This window comes from Clostridia bacterium, from assembly GCA_036654455.1.
Classification (GTDB): domain Bacteria; phylum Bacillota; class Clostridia; order Christensenellales; family CAG-314; genus JAVVRZ01.
Genome location: JAVVRZ010000013.1, coordinates 1 through 697, shown reverse-complemented (window position 1 = coordinate 697; position 697 = coordinate 1). Strand labels below are relative to the sequence as shown.

1 protein-coding gene is annotated in these 697 nt (G+C 37.0%); it reads right to left on the bottom strand.

Annotated features, from left to right (window positions below; translation table 11 throughout):
* Nucleotides 1–420 precede the first annotated feature (420 nt).
* Nucleotides 421–697, bottom strand: a 277-nt coding sequence (locus RR062_06140; protein MEG2027280.1) for a hypothetical protein, incomplete at its 5' end; no start/stop codon positions are given.

Here is a 697-nt window from a genome sequence, read left to right as displayed (position 1 = left end):
AACATAGTGCCGATTAGTTAACTTTATAAAAACAGCGAAAAATCTTTAAGACTTTGCGCTGAAAGTTGTTGGCAAAATAAGAGAAAATCCTCGCTAAATTCATTAAAATCCTTACAAAACTTGCTGATTTTCTCGCAAAACGCATTAAAATCCTTGCTAAACTCGTTTTTGGTAAAAAAATATACACTTGTGTCGATTAAGACATAAGTGTATACCTAGATGGCTGTGAACTACTATAAGGCGTATATACGCCTTTTGGTAGTGTACCAAACCTTGCCACTACTAAAAGACTAAATGTTTAATTACGCAACTGTTTTGTAAGATATTGCAAGGGTCTTATAGGCTATAACTACTCTTTCGCTTATAAAAAATAGCCCCCGCTATCGTTGATAGCAGAGGCTATTGTACTTGCGTTTCGCTTTATCTTATGTATTCCGTGAGGGTGAGTCCGCATTTTAGGGTGATTAGTAAGTTTTTATCTTTGTCTATTTGTAGGCTTTCGGTAAGGCTTGTGAAGATATCGCTATCGAAGTTTTCTAATATTTTGAGTTCTTCAAGGGTTTTCTCTATTTCTTCTCTCCTATATTTCACTAGGTTTTGGGTGTTAATTAGCTTTTCCGTTTGCGCGAGTTCCTCCGTCAGCGTATCTATTTCCGCCATGATTTCTAGCGCTTGCCTAGAGCGTTCCGTTGAACCT